Raw genomic sequence first — 21,049 nt, forward strand, 5'->3', positions numbered from 1 at the left:
ATCCCCTGGGATCGTGATCGATGCAGATCCCTAAAGTAGGCTCGCCACATGACACATCCGCAGCACTTTTGTGACCGTATTTCTTTCCGTTTCGTGACATTCCACGTTCCGGACCGTCACGGAGTAGGATGCGCGCCAACGGCTGCCGGCCGGTCCCGCGGTGTTTGCCATGCGTCCTTCAGCGATCCCTGCCCTGCTTGTCTTTGTCCTGCTCGTTACCGGGCCGATGGCGCGTGCGCAGGATCGCCCGACCGGCGATAACGCGGCGACGTCGTGTACCGATGTCGAGATTCAGGGCAGGCGGGTGCCGTCGTACGACTGTCTCAGCCGCCTGATGGCCGCGCCCACGCGCACGGGCACATCGACCGCCCCTCTCGCCAGCGAAGCACAATCGGCCATGTCCCATCGGATGGGTTTGTATAACGACAGCGCGCTGCGGCAGCGCATGGGGACCAACTTCGGACGCTCCGTGGAACCGATGCGGCCGACCGTGTCGTATCCGACGCCGTTAGTCCCCGCGCTGGGTGGTCACTAGTGCTTCGATCGCACGCCTTCCGCGATCGCCGAAGGCATGCCAGGTAGCGACACGGCCCGTGCCGTCGCGGCGCAAATCGAGCACGATGTCCGCGGCGGGCAACGCGCCAGTGCCTCGCTCGGGCCACTCGACAAGGACGATGGCACCCGGCTCGGCGAGCGAATCCAGCCCAAGCCATTCGAGTTCGCCGGGATCGGCGATACGATACAGATCCAGATGGAAGGCTAAACGGCCATCGACTTCGTAGCCTTCGACGAGGCTGTAGGTCGGACTCTTGATGCGTTCGCCCACGCCGATCGCACCGAGAAAGGCGCGTGCGAATGTCGTCTTGCCAGCGCCCAGGTCGCCATGGAGATACATGACGAGTCCGCCGGGCACGAGCGAGGCGAAATGTTTGCCGAGCGCCATCGTGGCTTCTTCGTCGGCCAGGATTATGCTGAACTCGCTCATGCTTTCAGTCCGTTGACGAGACGACGCAGCGGATCGAGCAAATCGGTAGCCAGCAGGCCGCGTTCGCCGTCGCGAGCGGCAACATCGGCTGCCCGGGCGTGAAGTCCCACGCCGAGGCATGCCGCGTCCCATGCACTCAATCCCTGCGCCATCAGGGCAGCCACGATACCGGTGAGCGTGTCGCCCATGCCACCGCCGGCCATGCCCGGATTACCCCAGGGGCAGACAGCGACGCGCCCGTCGGGAGATGCGATCAAACTGCCATTGCCTTTCAGAACGGCGACGGCGCCATAACGCCGCGCGAGTTCGCGGGCGGCAGCGTAGCGGTCGCGCTGAATGTCGGCGGTCGATACGCCAAGCAGGCGTCCGGCCTCGCCGGGATGCGGCGTGATAACCGATTCGACGGGCAGGTCGCGCTTTTCCTTCGCCAGCATATTCAGACCGTCGGCATCCAGTACCAACGGGCGGCCGGCATCGAGAGCCGTCGTCCACAGCGCATGTCCCCACGCGCCCTGCCCCAGGCCCGGACCCAGGGCGAGCACCGTGGCCTTGTCGAGCAACGGCTCGAGCGCCTGCGGCCCATTGACGCCACGCGCCATCAGTTCCGGCCGGCCGGTGTTGATCGCAAATACGTTTTCGTCCCGGGTGGCGACACTGACCAGCCCGGCCCCCGTGCGCAAAGCGGCCTCGCTCGCCATGCGGATGGCACCGCCCGTGCCATGGTCTCCGCCGATCGCCAGCACATGGCCGTTGTCGCCCTTGTGGGAGTCGCGCGGCCGGGCCGGCAGGGCTTGCGGGGAAAGGAGATGGGCGTCCGGCTCGATCGTACCCACGAGTTCGTCCGGCAGACCCAGCCGGGCTAGCTCGATATCGCCCGCCAGCCCGCAGCGCCCCGTGGACAGACCGCGCTTGCGCACAATGAAGGTGACGGTGACCGTCGCCTGTACAGCGGCCCCCGGGTTGGTGCCGGAATCGGCCGAGAGGCCCGAGGGAATGTCGAGTGCGAGAATCGGTTTGCCGCAAGCGTTCAGACGCTCGATAAGCGAGGCCGCGATGCCGGCCGGCGCCCGATTCAGGCCCGTGCCGTAGAGCGCATCGACATAGACGTCCGCATCGGGCAGTTCCATGTCCGCGCACGCGTTATGCACGATGCCCCCGTGCGATTCGTAGTTCTGCCGCGCCGTCAGGGCGTCGCCGCCGCCCGGTGCGTCCAGGGCGACGACCTCGGCCACCATGCCCGCCTGCAGGGCGAGTTCGGCGACAAGATAGCCGTCCCCACCGTTATTGCCCGAACCGCACAACACCACGACGCGGCTGGCCTGTGGCCAGCGGCGTCCCAGGGTGTCGAAAGCGGCATGGGCGGCGCGTCTCATCAGTTCGAAACCCGGGATACCCAGGTCCTGGCTGGCACGCCGGTCCAGTTCGCGCGCCTGTCCGGCGGTAAAAAGGGCGGTATCGACAGTGTTTGAGCTCATCGGTCGATTATAGGAGCCGCCGGTAGAATAGACGCATGTCCGCCCCTGACCCCACCATGATCGATTACGCCGCACTCGCGCTGGACATCAAGCGCTGGGCGCGCGAGCTCGGCTTCGCGGACGTGGGAATCTCCGGCACGGCACTCGGCCACGACGAGGCCTATCTCGAGCGCTGGCTCGCCGACGGACATCACGGCGAGATGGATTACATGGCGCGGCATGGCACGCGAAGAAGCCGGCCCGCCGAACTCGAGCCGGGCACGCTGCGGGTGGTGTCGGTACGCATGGACTATGTGCCGCCAGGCACGCGCGACGCGTGGGACGTTATCGGCGACGGCGAAGCGGCCTATGTCGCGCGCTACGCACTCGGTCGCGACTATCACAAACTCATGCGCAACCGGTTGCAAAAACTGGCCGAACGCATCGGACAGGCGATCGGCGATTTCGGCTACCGCGCCTATGTCGATTCCGCACCCGTGCTGGAAAAGGCGCTGGCGCGCAACGCCGGACTGGGCTGGATCGGCAAACACACGGTCCTGATCAACAAACGCGCGGGTTCGTATTTCTTTCTTGGCGAGCTATATACCGACCTTCCCCTGCCCGCCGACGAGCCTGCCTCCGCGCATTGCGGAAGTTGTCGCCGCTGTATCGACATCTGCCCGACGCAGGCCATCGTGGCGCCTTATCGCCTCGATGCCCGGCGCTGCATTTCCTATCTGACGATCGAATTGCGCGGCAGCATTCCGGAGGAATTCCGCGCGCCGATGGGCAACCGTATCTTCGGCTGCGACGACTGCCAGCTGATCTGCCCATGGAACAAGTTCGCGCAGGAGGCCGTCGAACCGGATTTCGCTCCGAGGCATAGCCTCGACGGACCGAAGCTCGTGGATCTGTTCGCCTGGAGCGAGGACGAATTCCTGAAGCGCACCGAAGGCATGGCCATCCGGCGCACGGGATATGAAGGATGGTTGCGAAATATCGCCGTGGGACTGGGCAACGCGCCGACGTCGGATGTGGTGGTCGACGCGCTGCGCGCACGCGCCGACGATCCGTCGGCAATCGTGCGCGAGCATGTGGCATGGGCGCTGTCGCGGCACGGTTGATTCCCCACATAGCCGGGACACGCTGTTGTAGGAGCCCGCTTGCGGGCGAAAGCCAACGAAGCGGCGATGCCACGTGTGACATCCGCAGCGCATAGATCGGGCTCGCGGATGTGAGCATCCGTCGTCCTCGCCCCGTTGGCTTTCGCCCGCAAGCGGGCTCCTACAACAGCAGCTGCTTACGCCATCCCGCCCGACTTGCGCACGATCAACATCGCCAGCTCCAGCGACTGTTCGTAATTCAGACGCGGATCGACCATCGACTTGTACGCGCGCTGGAGATCCTGCTCCACCAGGTCGCGCGCGCCGCCAAGGCATTCCGTCACGTCTTCGCCCGTCAGTTCGAGATGCACGCCGCCAAGGCGCGTACCCGTTGCCGCATGGATGTCGAACGCCTTGTCCAGCTCGCCGGCAATGTTCTCGAAGCGGCGCGTCTTGAAGCCATTCGACGTGCTTTCCGTATTGCCGTGCATCGGATCGGCCACCCAAAGCACGCGGCGCCCTTCGCGCTTCACCGCCTCGAGCAACGGCTGCAGGGCCGTGCCGATCTGCGCATTACCCATGCGATGGATCAGCGTGAGACGACCTGGCTCTTCGTTCGGATTCAGTACGTCGATCAGGCGCAGAAGATCGTCCGGCTTGACCGTAGGTCCGACCTTCACTGCGATCGGATTGCGAATGCCGCGGAAGTATTCCGTGTGCGCACCGTCGAGTGCAGCCGTACGCATGCCGATCCAAGGGAAGTGGGTCGACAGGTTGAACCAGCCATCCTGACGCGGCACGCGACGCGTGAGCGCTTCTTCGTAGTGAAGCAGCAACGCTTCGTGCGACGTGTAGAAATCGACGCGCGAGTAGCTCGATATCGACTGGCCCGCGAGCGTCTCCATGAAACGCAGCGAGTCGCCGATGCTGCCGACCATCCGGCGATATTCCGCGGCGAGCGGCGAATGTTCGACCCACGCGAGATCCCAGTATTCCGGGTGATGCAGATCGGCGAAACCGCCATCGATCAGCGCGCGCACGAAGTTCATGGTCATCGCGGAACGCGCATGTGCCTTGATCAGACGCTGCGGATCGGCACGACGCGCTGCGGGCGTGAACTCGGGGCTGTTGACCAGATCGCCGCGGAAGGCTGGCAAGGTGACATCGTCGCGCGTCTCGGTGTCGGCGGAACGCGGCTTGGCGTACTGGCCGGCGAAACGACCGACGCGAAGCACAGGCTTCTTCATGCCGTGCACGAGCACGAGGCTCATCTGCAGCAGCACCTTGAGACGATTGGAGATGATCGGGCTCGTGCAGTCCGCGAAGCTCTCCGCGCAATCGCCGCCCTGAAGCAGGAAGCGTTCGCCGTTCTGCGCCTCGGCAAGCCGCTCTTTAAGCGCGAGGACTTCCCACGAGGTCACCAGAGGCGGCAGTTCACCCAGGCGATAAAGCGATTCGCGCAGTTCGGCCGTATCTTCATACGTCGGCTGCTGCAAAGCGGTCCTGCCCTGCCAAGATCCCGGCGTCCATTCGGAGGCTTCGTGATCTACCGCTTTGAGTGTGTGTTGCATGACAGTCATACCTTCAGGAAGCGCCCTTGTGGCGCGGTCGATCAACGAACGGTGCGACGAGCGGCAATGACCGCCCAGACACCGAGTACAACGAACCAGATCACCGTCCATGCAGGCATGGGCAGGCCAAGGATCGGTTCAATCTTCGCGCATTCGCCGGAGCCGGTGAATGCGAGTTTGAGCATCTTCATAAACGGAAACGAATCGAACAGATAACCGAGACCCGGACCGCACGCGGGCACCTGGTCGGGTGGCAAGGTCTGCAGCCAGAGGTGGCGCCCGGCAACCACGATTCCGCCGATCGCTCCGAGGATGGCGAGCACGGTATAGACCGTACGCCCCGCCGGGCGCCGTGGCGCATGCAAAGCGCCAATGAGGAAAACGAGGCCCATGAAACAGACCGCGATGCGCTGGAAGATACACAAGGGACATGGGTCGAGCAGCATCACGTACTGCGCATAGAGCGCGAACGCCATGAGGCCCGCGCAAACGACGAAGCCGGCGAGGTAACGCGTACGGAACGACCAGGAGAACGGGTTCATAAGACGCTGCTGCATTGCGGAACGACCACGTTAACTCTTTGTGTTGCGCGTGTCAGCTTGTTGATGCGCAATGATGTGTCGTAGTTTTCCAAAAAACGCTTGGTAAGTTGCAAACAAAGATGGCGGACGGATAAAACGAGAAAGCCCCGGCCGGTTTCCCGGCCAGGGCTTCTCGAAAACACGCGATGGATTGCGTGCTTATTCTGCTTCGACTGCCTCGGCGTTAGCCGGGCGATCCACCAGCTCGACATACGCCATCGGCGCGTTGTCGCCCGGACGGAAGCCGCACTTGAGGATGCGCAGGTAGCCGCCGGGACGCTCGCGGTAACGCGGCCCGATTTCGACGAAGAGCTTGCCGACGGCCTGCTTGTCGCGCAGACGCGCGAAAGCGAGACGACGGTTGGCAACGCCATCGGTCTTGGCGAGCGTGATAAGCGGCTCGGCGACGCGCCGCAGCTCCTTGGCCTTCGGCAGGGTCGTGCGGATCAGCTCGTGCTTCAGCAGCGACGAGGCCATGTTACGGAACATAGCTTCGCGGTGGCTGCTGGTGCGGTTGAGTTTGCGTCCGGATTTTTGGTGGCGCATGGTCTTATTCCAGTTCTATAAAGGGCCGAGCGGGGCTCAACCCAGCTGCATGCCGTGCGAAAGGCCCGGCGGCGGCCAGTTTTCGAGTTTCATGCCAAGTGCGAGACCACGCCCGCCCAGCACATCCTTGATTTCGGTCAGCGACTTCTTGCCAAGGTTAGGCGTTTTCAGCAGCTCGACTTCGGTCTTCTGAACCAGATCGCCGATGTAGTAAATGCTTTCCGCCTTCAGGCAGTTCGCCGAACGCACCGTCAGCTCGAGATCGTCGATCGGACGGAGCAGAAGCGGATCGAACCCACCCTTCTCAGCCTTGGTCGAATCGCTCTCACGGCGCGAGAAATCGCCGAAGACCGACAGCTGATCGTTGATGATCTCGGCAGCCTTACGGACTGCGTCCTCAGCGCCGATGGTGCCATTCGTTTCGATGTCGAGCACGAGCTTGTCGAGGTTGGTGCGCTGCTCGACACGAGCCGCGTCCACTTCGTAAGCCACGCGCAACACCGGCGCGAAAGAGGCATCCAGCTGCAGACGGCCGATGGGGCGCGTCTCGTCGTCCGGATGCTGGCGCGCGCTGGCCGGCTGGTAGCCGACACCGCGACGCACCTTGAGGCGCATGTTCAGAGCCACATCCTTGGTGAGGTGGCAAATCACATGGTCGGGATTCACGATCTCGACGGAATGATCGACCGCGATATCGCCCGCGGTGACCACGCCCTTACCTTTCTTCGACAGCGTCAGGGTGACTTCGTCACCACTGTGCTGGCGAATGGCCACGTCCTTCAGGTTGAGCAGGACTTCGATCACGTCCTCCTGCAAACCTTCGAGAGTGGTGTATTCGTGCAGGACACCGTCGATTTCTACTTCGACGATGGCGCTGCCGGGAATCGACGAGAGCAGCACGCGACGCAGCGCGTTGCCCAGGGTGTGGCCGAAACCACGCTCAAGCGGCTCGACCACCACCTTCGCGCGGTTGGATCCAAGCTGCTCGACGCTGAGGCCGCGAGGCCGCAGCACGCTAGTTGACGAAACTGCCATGCAAGGCTCCGATGGATTACTTCGAGTAAAGCTCGACGATCAGGGCTTCGTTGATGTCGGCCGGCAGGTCGCCGCGATCCGGCACTGCCTTGAACGTACCAGCGAACTTCTTGCTGTCGACTTCGACCCACGACGGACGAAGGTCCATCGTGTCGTAGACGGTAGCGGCTTCTTGCACGCGCAACTGGGCGCGGGCCTTTTCGGTCAGCGAAACTTCGTCGCCCGGACGGACGTTGTACGAAGGAACGTTGACCTTCTTGCCGTTCACCGTCACGGCCTTATGAGCCACGAGCTGACGGGCCTGGGCGCGGGTGACCGCAAAACCCATGCGATAGACGACATTGTCGAGGCGGCTTTCCAGCAGGCGCAGCAGGTTCTCACCCGTATTGCCCTTCTGGGTCGATGCCTTGACGTAGTAGTTGCTGAACTGACGTTCCAGCACGCCGTAGATGCGCTTGACCTTCTGCTTCTCACGCAGCTGAACCGCGTAGTCGGACAGACGGGCGCGCTTGTTGGCGCCATGCTGACCGGGCTTGTTTTCAAGCTTGCACTTGGAATCCAGCGCGCGGGCCGGGCTCTTCAGACCGAGGTCGGCACCCTCACGACGCGCCAGTTTGCAGGTAGCTCCACGATAACGGGCCATGGTTATGCTCCTTAGACTCGACGCTTCTTGGGGGGACGGCAGCCGTTATGCGGAATCGGCGTGACGTCAATGATGTTGAGCACTTTGTAGCCCAACGCATTCAGGGAACGCACGGCCGACTCACGGCCCGGGCCAGGGCCCTTGATGCGAACTTCAACCGTCTTCACACCGTAGTCGCCTGCAGCGCGGCCAGCCTTTTCGGCGGCAACCTGGGCAGCGAACGGCGTCGACTTACGCGAACCGCGGAAACCCGCGCCGCCAGCCGTCGCCCACGACAGGGCATTGCCCTGGCGGTCGGTGATCGTAACGATCGTGTTATTGAAAGAAGCCTGCACGTGGGCCACGGCATCCGTGACGACGCGCTTGATCTTCTTCTTGGTTTTAACCGGCTTAGCCATAATCGGTATCCGTTACTTCTTGATCGGACGACGCGGACCCTTACGGGTACGGGCGTTGGTACGCGTGCGCTGACCGCGCACCGGCAGACCGCGACGGTGGCGCAAGCCACGGTAGCAGCCGAGATCCATCAGACGCTTGACGGCCATGCCGACTTCGCGGCGGAGGTCGCCCTCGACGGTGTACTTAGCGATTTCGGCGCGGATTTTCTCCACCTCGCCCTCGCTCAGCGATTTGATGGGGGTGGTCGGAACCACGCCCGCATCCACGCAAACCTTCTTCGCCCGCGAACGGCCGATACCGAAAATGCTCTGCAAACCAACCCAGACATGCTTCTGGACCGGCAAATTGACACCCGCGATGCGCGCCATGATGTACTGTCTCCGATGCGTTTCGTGCGCGGTAAACGCGCAATTCTAACCTGAATTAACCTAAACGGAAAGCCCTGCGGCGCTGGGCGCCGCGACCTTCCCTACCTGGGACCTGCACCGGGGTCAACCCCGACGCAGATTGGACTTCTTGAGCAGACTCTCGTACTGGTGGCTGACAAGATGGGCCTGGACCTGAGCCGTAAAGTCCATCACCACCACCACCACGATCAGCAGCGAAGTGCCGCCGAAATAGAACGGTACGTGCCAAGCGTTCTGCATGAACGTCGGTACCAGACAGACCAATACGATGTAGAGCGCGCCAACACCGGTAAGCCGGGTCATGACGCCATCGATGTAGTCGGCCGTGGCACGACCCGGACGGATGCCCGGAATCAGCGCGCCCGAACGTTTGAGGTTGTCGGCCGTTTCCTGCGCGTTGAACACGATCGCCGTATAGAAGAAGGCGAAAGCGATCACCAGCACCGCAAAGACCAGATCGTGCACCGGTTCACCCGGGCTCAGCGCCGTCGTCAGCCACTGCAACCAGCGGGACTGATGAGCACTGCCGAACCACGTTGCGGCCGTTGCCGGGAAAAGCAGCAAGCTGGTCGCAAAGATCGGCGGAATCACACCCGCCATGTTGATCTTGAGCGGCAGATGCGACGTCTGGTTCATGTACTGACGCTGCCCGCCCTGCTTCCGCGCATAGTTCACGGTAATGCGCCGCTGGGCGCGCTCCATGAACACCACGAAGGCCGTGACCGCCAGAATCAGCGCCGTGACCATGAGCAACTTCAGCACGGACAGCTCGCCGTTGTTCGCCATGGTCAACGTGTGCGCGATCGCACCCGGCAGACCAGCGACGATACCAGCGAAGATCAGCATCGAAATACCGTTGCCGATACCCCGCTCCGTGATCTGCTCGCCAAGCCACATCAGGAACATCGTGCCGGCGGTGAGGCCGACGACAGACGCCATGACGAAGCCGGCACCCGGCATGTAGACGACCGGAGCACCACCCACGGCGACCTGCTTCTGCAGGGCGACCGCGATGCCGAAGGCCTGGAAGGCCGCCAGCCCGACGGTACCGAAGCGCGTATACATGGTCATCTTTCGACGACCGGATTCGCCTTCCTTGCGAAGCTGCTGAAGACTGGGAATCACCGAGCCCATCATCTGAACGACGATGGACGCGGAGATGTACGGAACCACGCCAAGCGCGAATACCGAGAAGCGCGACAGCGAACCGCCCGAGAACATGTTGACCATGTTCAGGAGACCGCCACCCTGCTCGATGAGGCTGGTCATAGCCTCGGGATTCACACCCGGCACGGGGATGAACGAACCGAGCCGGAAGACAATCAGCGCACTAATGAGGAAAAAGATGCGCTGGCGGAGTTCCGTCAGTTTGCCCAGCGAGCCGAGCGTATTGCCCTGCGCTGCTGCCACCTGATTACTCCACGCTGCCGCCGGCAGCTTCAATAGCTGCCTTGGCGCCGGCGGTGGCGAGAACGCCCGAGAGCTTTACGGCCCGGGTGATTTCGCCCTTAAGGACGATCTTGACCTTCTTCGCGCGGCTGGTCACCAGACCGGCGGCGTGAAGAGCGATCAGGTCGATGGTGTCGGCCTTGATCGAAGCCAGCTGATACAGCATGACCTGCTGCGTGTCGGCCTTCTTCAGCGAGCGGAAGCCCACCTTCGGAAGACGACGCTGCAGCGGCATCTGACCGCCTTCGAAACCGACGCGATGCGTGTTACCGGCGCGAGCGTGCTGACCCTTGTGACCGCGGCCGGCAGTCTTGCCGAGGCCGGAGCCAATACCGCGACCGACGCGCAGCTTGGTCTTGCGGGAACCCTTGCCGGGCTTGAGTGTATTAAGGCGCATGATGCTTACTCCTCGACCCGAACCAGGTAATAAACCGTGTTGATGAGACCACGGACCTGGGGGCTATCTTTCAGTTCGCGCACATCGTTGATCTTTCTCAGACCGAGAGCCTTGACGCTCAGACGATGACGACCCTGCACACCGCGCAGCCCCTTGACCAGGCGGACCTTGACGGTTGCGTTAGCAGCGATTTCGTTCTTCTTAGCCATTGCCCAGAACCTCTTCGATCGTCTTGCCACGCTTGGCGGCGATACGCTTCGGCGAAGCTACGGCCTGCAGGCCCTTGATCGTTGCGCGAACCAGATTGATCGGGTTGCGCGAACCGACGGCCTTGGCAAGGACGTTCTTCACACCTACCACTTCGAGGACAGCGCGCATCGCGCCGCCGGCGATGACGCCGGTACCCTCGGAAGCGGGCTGCATGTAAACGCGGGCTGCGCCGTGGTTAGCCTTAATGGCGTACCAGAGCGTGCCGTTGTTGAGTTCGATGGACACCATGTTGCGACGGGCGCGTTCCATGGCCTTGGAAATGGCGACCGGCACTTCACGCGCCTTGCCATAACCGAAACCAACACGACCTTCGCCGTCGCCAACTACCGTCAGCGCGGTGAAGCTCATCTGGCGGCCACCCTTGACGGTCTTGGCCACGCGGTTGACGGCGATCAGCTTTTCAAGCATGCCGTCCGAATTTTCGCGATCTGTCGAGGACATCTCTTTTCCTGTTACGCCCGGGTATCCGGGACTTCATTACGGCTTAAGCCGCTTGGAGTTGTAGGTACATCGGGTGACGCCGGCCAGAAGCCGGCGTCACGGCCAGGTCTCTTAGAACTTGAGACCAGCCTCACGAGCCGCGTCGGCAAGAGCCTTGATACGACCGTGGTAACGGAAACCCGAACGATCGAAAGCGACGGACTGGACGCCCGCTGCGATGGCGCGTTCGGCAACGATCTTGCCAACGGCCGTCGCTGCTTCGAGGTTCTTCTTGCTCTTCAGACCTTCGGCAACCGACTTCTGCAGCGTGGAAGCAGCAGCGAGGACGGTACCGTTCGGCGCGAAGACCTGCGCGTAAAGGTGTTGACCGGTGCGATGCACGCTCAAGCGGGCCACGGCGAGCTCACGGATGTGGGCACGGGTGGACTTGGCGCGACGCAGGCGGGATTCGTTCTTATTCATCGTGTCATCTCCAGGAAGCGGATAGGCCGATTAGGCCTTCTTGGCTTCCTTCAGCAGGATCTTCTCGCCGCTGTAACGCACGCCCTTGCCCTTGTACGGCTCCGGCTTACGGTACCCACGGATCTTCGCGGCAACCTGCCCCACCAGCTGCTTGTCGGCGCCCTTTACAAGGACTTCCGTCTGCGTCGGGACTTCGATGGTGATGCCTTCCGGCGCATCGAACACGACCGGGTGCGAATACCCGAGCGACAGGTTCAGGGTCTTGCCGGCGAGCGCGGCACGGTAGCCGACGCCGACGAGCTCAAGCTTGCGCTCGAAGCCCTGCGACACGCCGGTGACCATGTTCGCGATCAGCGCGCGGGCGGTACCACCGAACTTGTCGTCAGCGCCTTCGGCGACGACGATGTTCACGATACCGTTTTCCTGCTGCAGGCTGACGCCCGGCAGCGCGTGCGTCGTCAGAGCGCCCTTCGGGCCCTTGACGGTGGTCGTGCCGGAGGCATCGACCGAGACTTCAACGCCCTTGGGCAGGGAAATCTGTTTCTTGGCAACACGTGACATACCGGACTCCTTATGCCACCTGGCCGATGACTTCGCCGCCCAGACCGCGCGAGCGGGCCTGTGCGTCGGTCAGCAGACCAGCGGATGTCGAGATGATCGAAATACCCAGGCCACCGAGGACCTTCGGCAGCTCGTCCTTGCCGCGGTAAACGCGGAGGCCGGAGCGGCTGACACGGGCAATCGTCTCAATGGCCGGACGGCCTTCGAAATATTTCAGCTTGATTTCGAGCACCGGCTTACCCGCTTCTTCAGCGGTCTTGGCGTCGAGGACAAAGCCTTCGTTCTGGAGAAGCTTGGCCAGGGCCAGCTTCATTTTCGACGACGGCATACGTACAACCTGCTTGCCCGAAGCCTGGGCATTGCGGATGCGCGTAAACAGATCGGCGATGGGATCAGTCATGCTCATAGATAAAACCCTTGAGAGTGCACCGATATCCGAATTACCGGAGTATCAAATTGTATAGCCGACAGACGTCGGCCTGCCTTGCGCAGACCGACGACTATAACAGCTTATGTCGCCAAAGGCGACTTTTTACCAGCTAGCCTTGCGAAGACCCGGCACGTCGCCGCGCATGGTCGCTTCACGAAGCTTATTACGGCCCAGGCCGAACTTGCTGTAGACGCCACGCGGACGACCAGTCAGTGCGCAGCGATTACGCTGACGAACCGGGCTGGCATCACGCGGAAACTTCTGCAGCTTGGTCTGGGCTTCCATCTTCTCGTCGTACGACGCCGTCGCGCTCAGAACAATCGCCTTCAGTTCGGCGCGCTTGGCGGCGTACTTCTTGACGATCTTCGTGCGCTTGATGTCGCGCTCGATCATTGAGGTCTTAGCCATGTTCTACCTGTAATCAGTTGCGGAACGGGAAGCTGAAAGCTTCCAGCAGCGCTTTGGCTTCTTCGTCGGTCTTGGCGGTCGTGGTGATGGAGATATCCATACCGCGCAGCGCGTCAACCTGATCGAAGTCGATTTCCGGGAAGATGATCTGCTCTTTGATACCGAAGTTGTAGTTACCGCGGCCATCGAAAGCACGACCCGAGACACCACGGAAGTCGCGAGTACGCGGCAACGAGATGTTGATCAGGCGATCCAGGAATTCCCACATCTGGGCACGGCGCAGGGTGACCTTGCAACCGATCGGCCAGCCGTCGCGGATCTTGAAGGAGGCGACGGAAACGCGCGCCTTCGTCGTGATCGGCTTCTGACCGGCGATCTTCGCCATGTCGGCCACGGCATTTTCAAGAATCTTCTTGTTGCCTGCGGCTTCACCCACGCCCATGTTCAGCGTGACTTTCGTGATGCGGGGAACCTGCATCACATTCTGGTAACCGAAGCGCTCAATGAGCTTCTGCATTACCGACTCTTTGTAAAACGTTTCAAGGCGGGTCATGACTTCGGTTCCTTACGCGTCGACCACTTCGCCAGAGACGAACACGCGCACTTTGCGCCCGTCCTCGAGCGTCTTGGTGCCAACGCGCTCGCCCTTATTCGTGGCGGAGTTGAAGAGCTGTACATTGGAAATGTGGATCGACGCTTCACGCTCGACGATACCGCCAGGCTGGTTGGCCTGAGGATTCGGCTTCGTGTGACGCTTGATCAGGTTGACGTTCTGCACGACAACGCGATCGCCATCCACGCGCAGCACGTCACCGCGCTGCCCCTTGTTTTTGCCGGTGAGCACGACGACGTGGTCACCCTTGCGGATACGGTTCATGGTCTGGTCTCCGCTCAGAGCACTTCGGGCGCGAGCGAGACGATCTTCATGAACTTCTCGGTACGCAGCTCGCGGGTGACCGGTCCGAAGATACGGGTACCGATCGGCTCGAGCTTGTTGTTGAGGAGCACGGCCGCGTTACCGTCGAAACGGATCAGCGAACCATCGGCGCGGCGGACACCCTTGGCGGTACGAACCACCACGGCGTTGTACACCTCACCCTTCTTCACCTTACCGCGGGGAATAGCATCCTTCACGGTGACCTTGATGACATCGCCGACGCTGGCATAACGGCGCTTGGAGCCGCCCAGCACTTTGATGCACATCAATTCTTTGGCGCCGCTGTTATCCGCTGCGGAGAGCGTGCTTTGCATCTGAATCATGGCTGCACCTCCTCTTAGACTTTGGCGCGCGTGATGATTTCGACCACGCGGTGATGCTTGGTCTTCGACAGCGGACGGCACTCGGCGATACGCACCAGGTCGCCCTCGTTCGCACCGGTGTCGTCATGTGCGTGGAGCTTCGTGGAGCGGCGAAGGATCTTGCCGAGCAGTGCGTGCTGCACCTGACGCTCGACCAGAACCGTTACCGTGTGGTCCATCTTGTTGCTGATGACGCGGCCCGTCAGGGTGCGCGCCGTCTTCGTGTTATCGCTCATGTTCGCCGTCCTTACTTCTTGCCGCCGAGCACAAACTTCGTGCGGGCGATGTCACGCCGAACGCGGCGTAGCTGGTGCGGCTGCGTAAGCTGACCGGAGCCCTTCTGCATGCGCAGATTGAACTGCTCCTTGCGAAGGTCCAGCAGGTGCTGTTTCAGCTCTTCCGCCGACTTCTCTTTGATTTCTTTCGTGGCCATTACATCACCGCCCTGGAGACGAACTGAGTCTGCACGGACAATTTGGCTGCCGCCAGACGGAACGCTTCGCGTGCCGTCGTCTCGTCGACACCCTCGATTTCATAAAGCATGCGACCGGGCTGGATCGGAGCGACCCAGAACTCGACGCTACCCTTACCTGCACCCATTCGAACTTCGATGGGCTTACGGGTGATCGGCTTGTCCGGGAACACGCGGATCCAGAGCTTGCCGCCACGCTTTACAAAGCGCGTGATGCAACGACGAGCGGCTTCGATCTGACGAGCGGTCAATTGACCGTGGGTCGTCGCCTTGAGGCCGTACTCGCCAAAGCTCACGAGGTTGGAATTGTATGCCAGGCCGTCATTACGACCCTTATGCATCTTGCGGTACTTGGTACGCTTAGGTTGCAACATGGCAACGCTCCTTACTTGGCAGTCCGCTCGCGGCGGTTTTCACCACCCTCGCGACGCGGCTGCTGAGGCTGCTGTTCTTCCTTCGATTCTTGCGATGCTGCCGCAAGGTCGAAGATCTCGCCCTTATAGATCCACACCTTGACACCGATGATGCCGTAGGTGGTCTTGGCTTCGGCGGTGCCGTAGTCGATGTCCGCGCGCAGGGTATGCAGCGGAACGCGACCTTCACGGCTCCACTCGGAGCGGGCGATTTCAGCACCGTTCAAGCGACCGGAAACGTTGATCTTGATGCCCAGGGCGCCGAGGCGCATGGCATTGCCGACCGACCGCTTCATAGCGCGACGGAACATAATGCGACGCTCGAGCTGCTGAGCGATCGATTCGGCGACAAGCTGGGCATCGAGCTCCGGCTTACGGACTTCGCTGACGTTGATGTGCGTCGGAACGCCCATCATGTCGGTGACTTCCTTGCGCAGCTTCTCGATGTCCTCGCCCTTCTTGCCGATCACAACGCCCGGACGGGCGGTGTGGATCGTCACGCGGGCGGTCTTGGCCGGGCGCTCGATCTGAATCTTCGAGATACCGGCGGCGGCGAGCTTCTTGCGAAGCATCTCGCGAACCTTGAGGTCGGCTGCGAGATACACCGCATATTCGCCCTTATTGGCGTACCACTTCGAGTTCCAGTCCTTGGCAATGCCGAGGCGGATACCGGTGGGATGAACTTTATGACCCATCGTGTCTTACCCCAGTCAGTTGCCAACAACCACAGTGATGTGGCTGGTGCGCTTCAGGATGCGCGAACCGCGGCCTTTGGCGCGGGCATACATACGCTTCATCGCCGGACCTTCGTCGACAAAGATGCGGGCCACCTTAAGTTCGTCCACGTCGGCGCCGAGATTGTTTTCGGCGTTGGCAACGGCGGACAGCAGCACCTTGCGAACAAGGAGTGCGGCTTTCTTGTTGGTGAAGGCAAGCACGTCGCTGGCTCGACCCACGGGGAGACCGCGGACCAGGTCAGCCACCAGGCGTGCCTTCTGCGCCGAAATGCGGGCGCTGCGCAGGATCGCTTTGGCTTCAGTGCTCATCACTTGCCCTTCTTGTCGCCGGCGTGACCCTTGTACGTGCGGGTCACCGCGAACTCGCCGAGCTTATGCCCGACCATGTTCTCGTTGATCAACACAGGCACGTGCTGGCGGCCGTTGTGGATGGCGATGGTCAGACCGACCATCTCCGGCAGAATCATCGAACGACGCGACCAGGTCTTGATCGGACGCTTGTTATTGGCGGAAACGGCGGCTTCCACCTTTTTGAAGAGGTGCAGGTCGACGAACGGACCTTTTTTTAGAGAGCGCGACATGATCGTTTCCTAATTACTTGCGACGACGCACGATGAACTGCTGGGTGCGCTTGTTATTGCGCGTCTTGTAACCCTTGGTCGGGGTACCCCACGGGCTGACCGGATGACGGCCGCCGGAGGTCTTACCTTCACCACCGCCATGCGGATGGTCGACCGGGTTCATAACGACACCGCGGACGGTCGGACGGATACCCATCCAACGCTTTTTGCCGGCTTTGCCGAGCTTGCGCAGGCTGTGTTCCGAGTTACCGACTTCACCGATGGTGGCGCGGCATTCGACCGGCACGCGACGCATTTCGCCGGAGCGAAGACGCAGCGTGGCATAACCCTGTTCGCGAGCGACCAGCTGGACCGACGCACCGGCGGAGCGTGCGATCTGCGCACCCTTACCCGGCTTCATCTCGATGCAGTGGATCGTCGAACCGACCGGAATCGCACGAAGCGGAAGGCAGTTGCCGGCCTTGATGGGAGCATCGGCGCCCGACACGAGACGATCGCCCACCGCCACGCCCTTCGGCGCGATGATGTAACGGCGTTCGCCGTCGGCGTAGCACAGCAGCGCGATGTGCGCCGTGCGGTTCGGATCGTATTCGATACGTTCGACAACAGCCGCGATGCTTTCTTTATCGCGCTTGAAATCGATGATGCGGTAAGCCTGCTTATGACCGCCGCCACGATGGCGAACGGTAATGCGACCGTAATGGTTACGACCGCCAGACTTCGACTGCGATTCGGTCAGGGGCGCGTAAGGTGCGCCCTTGTGCAGACCTTCGGTACGTACGCTGACAGCGTCGCGACGTCCCGGCGAGGTCGGCTTGTGAGTGATCAGTGCCATCTCAATTCAACTCCTGGGCTCAAGCCTTGGCCGACACGTCGATCGTGTGACCGTCGGCGAGGCGCACGTAGGCCTTACGCTTCCCCTGGCGGCTGCCAGCGCGGAAACGGAACGACTTGACCTTGCCCTTGGTGTTCACCAGGTTCACGGTTTCTACCTTGACGGAGAAAAGGTGTTCCACGGCGGCACGGACATCGGCCTTGGTCGCTTCGGGGGCTACCACGAAAACGTACTGGTTGTTTTCCGCAAGGCGGGCAGCCTTTTCGGAAATGTGCGGCGCGCGCAGCGTATTAAGGGTGCGTTCGTTGCTCATGCCAGCCACTCCTCGACCTTCTTGACCGCATCCACCGTCATGACGACGTAGTCGGAACCGACCAGGCTGACCGGATTCAGGGCCAGCACGTCAACGACGTGGATATACGGAATATTGCGTGCGGAAAGGTAGAGCGCTTCGGTGGAGTCTTCCGACACCAGCAGAACGCGACCCTTCACTTCCAGCTCGGCCAGCTTGGCGATCATGCCCTTGGTGCTCGGGGCTTCCATCGACAGCTCGGAGACGACCTTCAGACGATCCTGACGGCACAGCTCGGCAATGATGGAACGGATCGCGACGCGATAGGCTTTGCGATTGACTTTCTGCTCGAAGCTGCGCGGCTTCGCGGCGAAGGTGACACCACCGCCGACGAAGATCGGAGCGCGGTAATCGCCGTGACGAGCGCCGCCGCCCTTCTGCTTCTTGAACTTCTTGGTCGTACCGGACATCTCACCGCGCGACAGCTGTGCCTTGGTACCGGCACGGCCACCCGCCTGGTAGGCAGTCACGACCTGGTGAACTAGGGCCTTCTTGTACTCACCGCCGAACACTTCGTCCGACACGCTGAGCGACTTGGCGCCAATTACATTGAGTTCCATGGCGTCTCTCCTCAACCCTTGGTCGTCGGACGGATGACAACGTCACCGCCAGGCGCGCCCGGGACAGCACCCTTGACAGCGATCAGGTGACGCTCGGCGTCGACCTTGACCACTTCCAGGCCCTGACTGGTGCGATTGACCGCACCCATGTGGCCGGACATCTTCTTACCAGGAAACACGCGGCCCGGCGTCTGGCGCTGGCCGATCGAGCCAGGGGCGCGATGCGACAGCGAGTTACCGTGCGTGGCGTCGCCCATTTTGAAATGGTGACGCTTGATGGTGCCCTGGAAGCCCTTACCCTTCGACACACCGGCGACGTCGACCGTCTGCCCGACGGAGAAAACATCGTCCGCCTTGATCTCGGTGCCGACGGCATACTTGCCAGCGTCGTCCGCGGTAACGCGGAATTCCCACAGGCCACGGCCCGGCTCAACTTTAGCCTTGGCGTAGTGACCCTTCGCCGGCTGCGTGAGAAGCGAGGCACGCTTCACACCCGTGGTGACCTGCACCGCGGAATAGCCGTCATTTTCTTCGGTCTTCACTTGCGTCACACGATTCGGGGTCGCTTCAATCAGCGTCACCGGAATCGAGCGGCCGTCTTCAGTGAAGAGCCGGCTCATGCCGCATTTGCGGCCAACCAGTCCGATACTCATCTTCGTATCCTGTAATTCGCTCAACCGAGCTTGATCTGCACGTCGACGCCGGCGGCAAGATCGAGCTTCATGAGCGCGTCCACGGTCTTGTCATTGGGGTCGACGATGTCCAGAACGCGCTTATGCGTACGGGTTTCGTACTGGTCGCGGGCATCTTTGTCGACGTGCGGCGACACCAGAATGGTGTAGCGCTCAATCTTGGTCGGCAGCGGGATCGGGCCGAGGACCGTGGCGCCAGTGCGCTTGGCCGTCTCGACGATTTCGCTGGCCGAACGGTCGATCAGACGATGATCGAACGCCTTGAGCCGAATGCGAATCTTTTGGTTCGCCATAAAAACCGTGTCCTGTTATCGAAAGAACATTCTGTAAACGGAGTGGCTTCTCACCGCTCCGCACAACCATTGCACTGCAGTTACAACAACGGACCAGCGTCGAGTGCTTTCGAAGCACCGAAGCCGGCCCTAAAATGCTGGGCAGGCCGAGATATCGGCCTGCCCAGACAGAAAAGTATAAAATGCGCGAACGCCACCGTCAACAGGGCTGACGCCTTGCTGACACGGAACTCCCGCAACGATCCCTGTAAGCGAACTCGAAGCACATCCGTGCACCTCATTTCGCGGTGAGGCCACCCTCTCCACTTAAGGCAGGTGACATATAACTCGTCGAATATACTTCACTGAAAAATAAAAGACAAGCTTTTATTTCAACCATGTTATTCGTCCATAAAAAAAGGCGGGGACTTTCGTCCCCGCCTTTGCAGTCAGACTGCCTAACCGGCCAGTCAGTATCCGCTATTTACTTGACGATCTTGGCAACCACGCCGGCGCCGACAGTACGGCCACCTTCGCGAATCGCGAAACGCAGGCCATCGTCCATGGCGATCGGGTGAATCAGGGTCACCGTCATCTTCACGTTGTCGCCCGGCATCACCATCTCGATGCCTTCCGGCAGCTTGCAAGCGCCGGTAACGTCGGTCGTGCGGAAGTAGAACTGCGGACGGTAGTTGTTGAAGAACGGCGTGTGACGGCCGCCTTCGTCCTTCGACAGAACGTAGACTTCGGCTTCGAACTCGGTGTGCGGCTTGATCGAGCCCGGCTTGGCCAGAACCTGGCCGCGCTGGACGTCGTCACGCTTCAGACCACGCAGCAGCAGACCGGCGTTGTCGCCTGCCTGACCCTGGTCGAGGAGCTTACGGAACATCTCGACGCCCGTGACGGTCGTCTTCTGCGTGTCGCGGATACCGACGACTTCGATTTCGTCGCCAACCTTGATGATGCCGCGCTCGATACGACCCGTGACAACGGTGCCGCGACCCGAGATCGAGAACACGTCTTCGACCGGCATCAGGAAGGTCTTGTCGACGTCGCGTTCCGGCGTCGGGATCCAGGTGTCGAGCGCATCGACCAGCTTGACGATCGACGGCACGCCCATCTCGGACTGGTCGCCCTCAAGCGCCTTACGCGCCGAACCCGAAATGATCGGAGTGTCGTCGCCCGGGAAGTCATACTTCGACAGCAGTTCGCGCACTTCCATTTCGACGAGCTCGAGAAGCTCGGCGTCGTCAACCAGGTCAGCCTTGTTCAGGTACACAAGGATGTACGGTACACCGACCTGACGCGAGAGCAGGATGTGCTCGCGGGTCTGCGGCATCGGGCCGTCAGCGGCCGAGCAAACCAGGATCGCGCCATCCATCTGCGCCGCACCCGTGATCATGTTCTTCACATAATCGGCGTGGCCCGGGCAATCGACGTGCGCATAGTGACGCGCGGCCGATTCGTATTCCACGTGGGCGGTCGAGATCGTGATACCACGAGCCTTCTCTTCCGGAGCCGCGTCGATCTGGTCGTAACCCTTGAACTCGCCACCGAAGCGCTCTGCGCCGATCTTGGTCAGCGCTGCCGTCAGCGTGGTCTTGCCATGGTCGACGTGACCGATGGTGCCGACGTTGACATGCGGTTTGGTGCGTTCGAACTTACCCTTTGCCATGACTCAAAAACCTCTGGAT

The 21,049-nt window shown here is 61.5% G+C and carries 34 protein-coding genes; 2 read left to right on the forward strand and 32 right to left on the reverse strand.

Annotated elements, in window-relative coordinates; translation table 11 throughout:
- Nucleotides 1–169 precede the first annotated feature (169 nt).
- Nucleotides 170–535 carry a hypothetical protein gene (locus EC912_RS17255; protein WP_132146585.1) on the forward strand — a complete coding sequence of 122 codons (366 nt, stop codon included), beginning with the start codon at nucleotides 170–172 and terminating at the stop codon, nucleotides 533–535.
- Here EC912_RS17255 and tsaE read toward each other — a convergent pair.
- Together tsaE and EC912_RS17265 are read right to left on the reverse strand one after the other, a co-directional pair.
- Nucleotides 509–985 (reverse strand): tRNA (adenosine(37)-N6)-threonylcarbamoyltransferase complex ATPase subunit type 1 TsaE, encoded by a 477-nt coding sequence (tsaE, locus tag EC912_RS17260; RefSeq protein ID WP_132146588.1) that lies wholly within the window; start codon nucleotides 983–985, stop codon nucleotides 509–511. The two genes, EC912_RS17255 and tsaE, sit on opposite strands and share 27 nt — an antisense overlap.
- Nucleotides 982–2,460 carry an NAD(P)H-hydrate dehydratase gene (locus EC912_RS17265; protein WP_132146591.1) on the reverse strand — a complete coding sequence of 493 codons (1,479 nt, stop codon included), beginning with the start codon at nucleotides 2,458–2,460 and terminating at the stop codon, nucleotides 982–984. The genes tsaE and EC912_RS17265 overlap by 4 nt, the downstream gene beginning before the upstream one ends.
- Before the next feature lie 35 nt (nucleotides 2,461–2,495).
- On the opposite strand from EC912_RS17265, the gene queG reads away from it, so the two are divergent.
- On the forward strand, nucleotides 2,496–3,563 hold the full coding sequence (queG, locus tag EC912_RS17270; protein WP_132146594.1) for a tRNA epoxyqueuosine(34) reductase QueG: 1,068 nt from the start codon (nucleotides 2,496–2,498) through the stop codon (nucleotides 3,561–3,563).
- A gap of 176 nt (nucleotides 3,564–3,739) precedes the next feature.
- Here queG and EC912_RS17275 read toward each other — a convergent pair whose 3' ends face one another.
- The 30 genes from EC912_RS17275 to tuf all read right to left on the reverse strand — a co-directional run bounded on the left by EC912_RS17275 (nucleotide 3,740) and on the right by tuf (nucleotide 21,030).
- Nucleotides 3,740–5,113 carry a class II 3-deoxy-7-phosphoheptulonate synthase gene (locus EC912_RS17275; RefSeq protein WP_132146597.1) on the reverse strand — a complete coding sequence of 458 codons (1,374 nt, stop codon included), beginning with the start codon at nucleotides 5,111–5,113 and terminating at the stop codon, nucleotides 3,740–3,742.
- A 41-nt stretch (nucleotides 5,114–5,154) separates the two neighbouring features.
- On the reverse strand, nucleotides 5,155–5,655 hold the full coding sequence (locus EC912_RS17280; RefSeq protein ID WP_132146600.1) for a disulfide bond formation protein B: 501 nt from the start codon (nucleotides 5,653–5,655) through the stop codon (nucleotides 5,155–5,157).
- Nucleotides 5,656–5,853: 198 nt separating this feature from the next.
- Nucleotides 5,854–6,240 carry a 50S ribosomal protein L17 gene (gene rplQ / locus EC912_RS17285; RefSeq protein ID WP_132146603.1) on the reverse strand — a complete coding sequence of 129 codons (387 nt, stop codon included), beginning with the start codon at nucleotides 6,238–6,240 and terminating at the stop codon, nucleotides 5,854–5,856.
- A gap of 36 nt (nucleotides 6,241–6,276) precedes the next feature.
- The gene (locus EC912_RS17290) at nucleotides 6,277–7,275 is read right to left on the reverse strand and encodes a DNA-directed RNA polymerase subunit alpha (RefSeq protein WP_132146606.1); all 999 of its coding nucleotides are present in this window, start codon (nucleotides 7,273–7,275) and stop codon (nucleotides 6,277–6,279) included.
- Nucleotides 7,276–7,291: 16 nt separating this feature from the next.
- Nucleotides 7,292–7,918, reverse strand: coding sequence for a 30S ribosomal protein S4 (gene rpsD, locus EC912_RS17295; RefSeq protein WP_132146609.1), 627 nt, complete (start codon nucleotides 7,916–7,918; stop codon nucleotides 7,292–7,294).
- 11 nt (nucleotides 7,919–7,929) lie between these two features.
- Nucleotides 7,930–8,316, reverse strand: coding sequence for a 30S ribosomal protein S11 (gene rpsK / locus EC912_RS17300; RefSeq protein WP_007513384.1), 387 nt, complete (start codon nucleotides 8,314–8,316; stop codon nucleotides 7,930–7,932).
- Nucleotides 8,317–8,328: 12 nt separating this feature from the next.
- A complete protein-coding gene (gene rpsM / locus EC912_RS17305) occupies nucleotides 8,329–8,685 on the reverse strand; it encodes a 30S ribosomal protein S13 (RefSeq protein ID WP_132146612.1) in 357 nt (118 codons plus the stop codon).
- A gap of 123 nt (nucleotides 8,686–8,808) precedes the next feature.
- Entirely contained in the window at nucleotides 8,809–10,134 is a 1,326-nt protein-coding gene (gene secY, locus EC912_RS17310) for a preprotein translocase subunit SecY (protein ID WP_132146615.1), read from the reverse strand.
- Nucleotides 10,135–10,138: 4 nt separating this feature from the next.
- Nucleotides 10,139–10,570, reverse strand: coding sequence for a 50S ribosomal protein L15 (gene rplO, locus EC912_RS17315; protein WP_132146619.1), 432 nt, complete (start codon nucleotides 10,568–10,570; stop codon nucleotides 10,139–10,141).
- 5 nt (nucleotides 10,571–10,575) lie between these two features.
- Nucleotides 10,576–10,779 (reverse strand): 50S ribosomal protein L30, encoded by a 204-nt coding sequence (gene rpmD / locus EC912_RS17320; RefSeq protein WP_132146622.1) that lies wholly within the window; start codon nucleotides 10,777–10,779, stop codon nucleotides 10,576–10,578.
- The gene (gene rpsE / locus EC912_RS17325) at nucleotides 10,772–11,281 is read right to left on the reverse strand and encodes a 30S ribosomal protein S5 (RefSeq protein WP_132146625.1); all 510 of its coding nucleotides are present in this window, start codon (nucleotides 11,279–11,281) and stop codon (nucleotides 10,772–10,774) included. The genes rpmD and rpsE overlap by 8 nt, the downstream gene beginning before the upstream one ends.
- A 111-nt stretch (nucleotides 11,282–11,392) precedes the next feature.
- Entirely contained in the window at nucleotides 11,393–11,743 is a 351-nt protein-coding gene (gene rplR, locus EC912_RS17330; RefSeq protein ID WP_132146628.1) for a 50S ribosomal protein L18, read from the reverse strand.
- A gap of 30 nt (nucleotides 11,744–11,773) precedes the next feature.
- Nucleotides 11,774–12,304, reverse strand: coding sequence for a 50S ribosomal protein L6 (rplF, locus tag EC912_RS17335; RefSeq protein ID WP_132146631.1), 531 nt, complete (start codon nucleotides 12,302–12,304; stop codon nucleotides 11,774–11,776).
- Nucleotides 12,305–12,314: 10 nt separating this feature from the next.
- Nucleotides 12,315–12,710: a 30S ribosomal protein S8 gene (gene rpsH / locus EC912_RS17340; RefSeq protein ID WP_132146634.1), complete on the reverse strand. Its 396-nt coding sequence runs from the start codon at nucleotides 12,708–12,710 to the stop codon at nucleotides 12,315–12,317.
- Nucleotides 12,711–12,836: 126 nt separating this feature from the next.
- Nucleotides 12,837–13,142 (reverse strand): 30S ribosomal protein S14, encoded by a 306-nt coding sequence (gene rpsN / locus EC912_RS17345; protein WP_132146637.1) that lies wholly within the window; start codon nucleotides 13,140–13,142, stop codon nucleotides 12,837–12,839.
- A 13-nt stretch (nucleotides 13,143–13,155) separates the two neighbouring features.
- The gene (rplE, locus tag EC912_RS17350) at nucleotides 13,156–13,695 is read right to left on the reverse strand and encodes a 50S ribosomal protein L5 (protein WP_132146640.1); all 540 of its coding nucleotides are present in this window, start codon (nucleotides 13,693–13,695) and stop codon (nucleotides 13,156–13,158) included.
- A gap of 12 nt (nucleotides 13,696–13,707) precedes the next feature.
- Nucleotides 13,708–14,019: a 50S ribosomal protein L24 gene (rplX, locus tag EC912_RS17355; protein ID WP_132146643.1), complete on the reverse strand. Its 312-nt coding sequence runs from the start codon at nucleotides 14,017–14,019 to the stop codon at nucleotides 13,708–13,710.
- Between the two features lie 14 nt (nucleotides 14,020–14,033).
- On the reverse strand, nucleotides 14,034–14,402 hold the full coding sequence (gene rplN, locus EC912_RS17360; RefSeq protein ID WP_132146646.1) for a 50S ribosomal protein L14: 369 nt from the start codon (nucleotides 14,400–14,402) through the stop codon (nucleotides 14,034–14,036).
- 14 nt (nucleotides 14,403–14,416) lie between these two features.
- Complete coding sequence (gene rpsQ, locus EC912_RS17365; protein WP_132146649.1) at nucleotides 14,417–14,677, reverse strand: 30S ribosomal protein S17; 261 nt, start codon at nucleotides 14,675–14,677, stop codon at nucleotides 14,417–14,419.
- A gap of 11 nt (nucleotides 14,678–14,688) precedes the next feature.
- Entirely contained in the window at nucleotides 14,689–14,874 is a 186-nt protein-coding gene (rpmC, locus tag EC912_RS17370; RefSeq protein ID WP_132146652.1) for a 50S ribosomal protein L29, read from the reverse strand.
- Nucleotides 14,874–15,287: a 50S ribosomal protein L16 gene (gene rplP / locus EC912_RS17375; protein ID WP_132146655.1), complete on the reverse strand. Its 414-nt coding sequence runs from the start codon at nucleotides 15,285–15,287 to the stop codon at nucleotides 14,874–14,876. Before rplP ends, rpmC begins: the two co-directional genes overlap by 1 nt.
- Before the next feature lie 11 nt (nucleotides 15,288–15,298).
- The gene (rpsC, locus tag EC912_RS17380) at nucleotides 15,299–16,021 is read right to left on the reverse strand and encodes a 30S ribosomal protein S3 (protein ID WP_132146658.1); all 723 of its coding nucleotides are present in this window, start codon (nucleotides 16,019–16,021) and stop codon (nucleotides 15,299–15,301) included.
- A 15-nt stretch (nucleotides 16,022–16,036) separates the two neighbouring features.
- Nucleotides 16,037–16,372 (reverse strand): 50S ribosomal protein L22, encoded by a 336-nt coding sequence (rplV, locus tag EC912_RS17385; RefSeq protein ID WP_132146661.1) that lies wholly within the window; start codon nucleotides 16,370–16,372, stop codon nucleotides 16,037–16,039.
- A complete protein-coding gene (gene rpsS, locus EC912_RS17390) occupies nucleotides 16,372–16,644 on the reverse strand; it encodes a 30S ribosomal protein S19 (protein WP_132146664.1) in 273 nt (90 codons plus the stop codon). Before rpsS ends, rplV begins: the two co-directional genes overlap by 1 nt.
- Before the next feature lie 13 nt (nucleotides 16,645–16,657).
- Nucleotides 16,658–17,479 carry a 50S ribosomal protein L2 gene (gene rplB / locus EC912_RS17395; RefSeq protein ID WP_132146667.1) on the reverse strand — a complete coding sequence of 274 codons (822 nt, stop codon included), beginning with the start codon at nucleotides 17,477–17,479 and terminating at the stop codon, nucleotides 16,658–16,660.
- A gap of 19 nt (nucleotides 17,480–17,498) precedes the next feature.
- Nucleotides 17,499–17,792 (reverse strand): 50S ribosomal protein L23, encoded by a 294-nt coding sequence (rplW, locus tag EC912_RS17400; protein ID WP_132146670.1) that lies wholly within the window; start codon nucleotides 17,790–17,792, stop codon nucleotides 17,499–17,501.
- A complete protein-coding gene (gene rplD / locus EC912_RS17405; protein ID WP_132146673.1) occupies nucleotides 17,789–18,391 on the reverse strand; it encodes a 50S ribosomal protein L4 in 603 nt (200 codons plus the stop codon). Before rplD ends, rplW begins: the two co-directional genes overlap by 4 nt.
- An 11-nt stretch (nucleotides 18,392–18,402) precedes the next feature.
- Complete coding sequence (gene rplC / locus EC912_RS17410) at nucleotides 18,403–19,044, reverse strand: 50S ribosomal protein L3 (protein ID WP_132146676.1); 642 nt, start codon at nucleotides 19,042–19,044, stop codon at nucleotides 18,403–18,405.
- A gap of 20 nt (nucleotides 19,045–19,064) precedes the next feature.
- Complete coding sequence (rpsJ, locus tag EC912_RS17415; protein WP_014402136.1) at nucleotides 19,065–19,376, reverse strand: 30S ribosomal protein S10; 312 nt, start codon at nucleotides 19,374–19,376, stop codon at nucleotides 19,065–19,067.
- 463 nt (nucleotides 19,377–19,839) lie between these two features.
- On the reverse strand, nucleotides 19,840–21,030 hold the full coding sequence (gene tuf, locus EC912_RS17420; protein ID WP_132146679.1) for an elongation factor Tu: 1,191 nt from the start codon (nucleotides 21,028–21,030) through the stop codon (nucleotides 19,840–19,842).
- Nucleotides 21,031–21,049 lie beyond the last annotated feature (19 nt).

Source organism: Luteibacter rhizovicinus (genome assembly GCF_004342265.1).
Lineage (GTDB): Bacteria > Pseudomonadota > Gammaproteobacteria > Xanthomonadales > Rhodanobacteraceae > Luteibacter > Luteibacter rhizovicinus_B.